At 54.0% G+C, this 4,000-nt stretch carries 4 protein-coding genes; all 4 read right to left on the bottom strand.

The window, feature by feature from the left end; genetic code table 11:
- Positions 1 to 86 precede the first annotated feature (86 nt).
- The gene (gene fusA / locus B7364_RS08400) at positions 87 to 2,165 is read right to left on the bottom strand and encodes an elongation factor G (protein ID WP_085339556.1); all 2,079 of its coding nucleotides are present in this window, start codon (positions 2,163 to 2,165) and stop codon (positions 87 to 89) included.
- 39 nt (positions 2,166 to 2,204) lie between these two features.
- A complete protein-coding gene (rpsG, locus tag B7364_RS08395; RefSeq protein WP_085339555.1) occupies positions 2,205 to 2,675 on the bottom strand; it encodes a 30S ribosomal protein S7 in 471 nt (156 codons plus the stop codon).
- Between the two features lie 131 nt (positions 2,676 to 2,806).
- Positions 2,807 to 3,178: a 30S ribosomal protein S12 gene (gene rpsL / locus B7364_RS08390; RefSeq protein WP_085339554.1), complete on the bottom strand. Its 372-nt coding sequence runs from the start codon at positions 3,176 to 3,178 to the stop codon at positions 2,807 to 2,809.
- A gap of 293 nt (positions 3,179 to 3,471) precedes the next feature.
- Positions 3,472 to 4,000 (bottom strand): hypothetical protein (locus B7364_RS08385; RefSeq protein WP_157893601.1); only part of this gene is annotated, 529 nt, incomplete at its 5' end.

Here is a 4,000-nt window from a genome sequence, read left to right as displayed (position 1 = left end):
TTGCAATGCGGTTTCGTACGTTCAAACTTTTCCTTAGCCATTTTTGTCTCTCAGCTTTTCATAAGTTGGGTAAAAGGGGGTGGGGATTAGCCAGCAAGCTTGGCGAGTACTTCCGCACTCACGGCACGTGGCACTTCTTCATAGTGGTCGAAGGACATGGAGAAGGATGCACGGCCCGAGGAGAAGGACCGCAAATCATTCACATAGCCAAACATATTGGCCAGCGGCACCATGGCATTCACGACATTGGCGTTGCCGCGCATGTCTTGGCCTTGGATCATCCCGCGACGCGAGTTGATGTCGCCGATCACGGAACCCGTGAACTCTTCTGGGCTCACGACTTCCACTTTCATGATGGGCTCAAGCAGGCGTGGGTCGCCATGTTGCTTCAACTCACGGAAAGCCGCGCGTGCTGCGATTTCGAACGCCAAGACGCTGGAGTCCACATCGTGGAACGCCCCGTCGACCAAAGTTGCCTTCAGGTCGATCAGCGGGAAGCCGGCCAACAGACCGTTTTGAACCGAGCTTTCGAGGCCTTTGATGACGCCTGGGATATATTCCTTCGGCACCGCACCACCCACGATTTGACTTTCGAAGGTAAAGCCAGTTCCGGGCTCACCTGGCTCGAAAATGAGCTTGATGCGCGCAAACTGACCGGTACCACCGGTTTGCTTCTTGTGGGTGTAGTCGATTTCAGCGCGCTTGTTGATCTTTTCGCGATAGGCCACTTTGGGCTGACCCACATTGGCATCCACGTCATAGGTACGACGCAGAATGTCGACTTTGATGTCCAAGTGCAATTCGCCCATGCCACGCAGGATGGTTTGGCCGCTTTCTTGGTCGGTCGAGACGCGGAACGAAGGATCTTCGTTTGCCAGCTTGGCCAAAGCCAGACCCAATTTTTCTTGGTCTGCCTTCGACTTAGGCTCAATCGCGATTTCGATCACAGGCTCTGGGAATTCCATACGCTCGAGGATCACAGGCTTCAGGGGGTCGCACAGAGTGTCGCCCGTGCGGACTTCCTTCAGGCCAGCCAAAGCGACGATATCGCCAGCATAGGCTTCTTTGATGTCTTCGCGGTTGTTCGCATGCATCAACAACATGCGGCCAATACGCTCTTTCTTGTCGCGCGAGGAATTGAGCACGCCGTCACCGGCGGTGCACTTGCCCGAATAAACGCGGCAGAAGGTGATCGTGCCGACGAATTTGTCGTCCATGATCTTGAAAGCCAGCATCGAGAATGGATCTTCGTCGGTTGGCTTGCGTGAGGTTTCTTCGTCGGTTTTAAAGTCGATGGCCTTGATCGCTTCGCGGTCTGCTGGCGAAGGCAAATAGTCGACAACCGCGTCGAGCAAAGGTTGCACGCCCTTGTTTTTAAATGCAGAACCGCACAACACAGGGTGGAACGCACGACGGCGCACAGCCACACGCAGCAAGCGCTTGATGGTTTCTTCGTCTGGCTCCACGCCTTCGAGATATTCCATCATCACTTCATCGTCCATTTCGACGACGGCTTCGAGCAATTTGTGGCGGTATTCTTTGGCTTGCTCCAGAAGGTCAGCTGGAATTTCTTCCACGTTGAACTTCGCGCCCAAGCTTTCTTCCAACCACACAATCGCCTTCATGGCGATCAGATCGATTACGCCCTTGAAATTGTTTTCAGCCCCGATGGGCAGTTGCAAGCACACAGGCTTGCCACCCACGCGGGTCACAATTTCGCTGACGCAATTGTAGAAGTCAGCGCCGATCTTATCCATCTTGTTGACGAACACGATGCGGGGGACGTCATATTTGTCGGCTTGGCGCCAGACGGTTTCGGTCTGAGGCTCCACACCTTGGTTGCCGTCCAGCACGCACACAGCGCCATCCAACACGCGCAGCGAACGTTCCACCTCGATGGTGAAGTCCACGTGTCCTGGGGTGTCGATGATGTTCAAGCGCTTGTCGCGCCAGAAGCAGGTGGTCGCAGCGGACGTGATGGTGATGCCGCGTTCTTGCTCTTGCGTCATCCAGTCCATGGTCGCCGCACCGTCATGGACTTCGCCAATCTTGTGGGACTTACCGGTGTAGTACAAAATGCGCTCAGTCGTCGTGGTCTTGCCAGCGTCGATGTGCGCCATGATGCCAAAGTTGCGATAGTCAGAAATCGCGTGGGTGCGAGGCATTGAAAAACCCTTTCAGGGGAGTTCTTGGTTTTGCTGGTCCTACCAGCGATAATGCGAGAAGGCGCGGTTGGCTTCAGCCATCTTGTGCGTGTCTTCACGCTTTTTGACAGCCGAACCGCGGTTCATGGCGGCGTCGGTCAACTCACCAGCAAGACGCTCTTGCATGGTGGTTTCGTTGCGCTTGCGCGCAGCGCCCACGAGCCAGCGAAGAGCCAGTGCCTTACGGCGCTCTGCACGGACTTCAACAGGAACCTGATAGGTTGCCCCACCCACGCGGCGCGAACGCACTTCGATGGCTGGAGAGATATTATCAAGCGCATCATGGAAGACCTCCAAAGCGGACCGCTTGGCGCGCTTCTCACAGAGATCGAAGGCACCATAGATGGTCGATTCTGCAACCGACTTCTTGCCCTCATACATGATGTAATTCATCAATTTTGTGACATCCATATCCCCGAACTTCGGGTCTGGCAGGATATCGCGCTTTTCGGCGCGGCGACGACGTGACATGGGAAAACCTCGTGTCTAGACTTTTAAGTGCAGGTTAGCCCTGCGGGAAACCAATCCGTTTGTTGACTATTGCAAAACAACTTTGGAGCCAACGAACAAACCAAACTGAAAGAAACAAACCGCCGGGCGATTTATTTCGGACGCTTTGCACCATAGTGCGAACGGCGCTGCTTACGGTTCTTCACGCCTTGCGTATCGAGAACGCCGCGCAGAATATGGTAGCGAACGCCGGGCAAATCCTTCACGCGGCCGCCGCGGATCAGAACCACGGAGTGCTCTTGCAAATTGTGGCCTTCACCAGGGATGTAGCACACAGCTTCCGAACCCGAGGTCAGACGAACCTTGGCAACCTTCCGCAAAGCCGAGTTAGGCTTCTTTGGGGTGGTGGTGTAGACGCGGGTGCAAACACCACGACGTTGAGGGCAGCCTTTCAGGGCTGGAACCTTGTTGCGCACCTTCAATGGTTGGCGCGGCTTACGGATCAACTGGTTGATCGTTGGCATGTTTCTATAACGCTCCTGTATAGCCGACGGATGGGTGGCTATTACCCTCTTTCCAATGCGCGTCCCGCTAAAGCGTTTGCCTCAACGAATAAGCTGCGCGCGCAGCCCTGTCTCACAAGCTTCCAAACCCATGCGCCAAAACGAGCAAAACCACCGTCCCCCTTGGTCCGGTGCGCCATGCGCGTGATGACTATATTGTCTGGAAGACCCCCGCCTTCCCGGCCATGCCCTGCGGCACCCCAAGACTCAGAGGCTTTCTTCGGCGGCGTTCCTATAACTGGACAGCGTTTGGGTCAAGGTGGGGGCGCAGTGGGGGGGAGCTTTAGCCCCTTTTGCAAAACACGGCGGCGGTTAAGATTAGATTCTGACGCAATCTGACGCAGCGCTGTTTGTACATCGTTGCTTATCTTTACCATTTCCTCGGTGCTTTCGAATACACCCGCAAACTTCAACCCACCTCGAACCGCCCATTTCAAATCTTCATCTCTCAACTTCTTAAACACATTAAAGTAGTCGGTTGCGTTATGGTTTGCGAGAAACCTGAGGTCATCTGGATTCCATCCATTGTCTCGACCCAAATTTATGAGGATTTTCTCTATTTCGCGATCTTCGGGAAACGAGTTTAACTTTTTGCTGAATGCTAATCGGACCTCTTGGTCTATGACTTCACTTTCTAAGTAATACTCAGATAAATCCCAATGGGTTTTTCCCGCAACATTCTGCTCAATGTAAAAATTGATTAGTCCAGTAATATCGAACGTCGGATCAATCTCCCTTATCAAGCTGGACACCCGCAATAACTGTGATTTCGGCGATGCGCTG

The sequence above is a fragment of the Aquidulcibacter paucihalophilus genome, assembly GCF_002105465.1.
Classification (GTDB): domain Bacteria; phylum Pseudomonadota; class Alphaproteobacteria; order Caulobacterales; family Aquidulcibacteraceae; genus Aquidulcibacter; species Aquidulcibacter paucihalophilus.
This window is presented reverse-complemented; position numbering and strand designations above follow the sequence as displayed.

Excerpts from the sequence above, each read along its gene's own strand:
- rpsG (WP_085339555.1), bottom strand. The coding sequence starts at position 2,675 with ATGTCACGTCGTCGCCGCGCCGAAAAGCGCGATATCCTGCCAGACCCG.
- fusA (WP_085339556.1), bottom strand. The coding sequence starts at position 2,165 with ATGCCTCGCACCCACGCGATTTCTGACTATCGCAACTTTGGCATCATG.
- rpsL (WP_085339554.1), bottom strand. The coding sequence starts at position 3,178 with ATGCCAACGATCAACCAGTTGATCCGTAAGCCGCGCCAACCATTGAAG.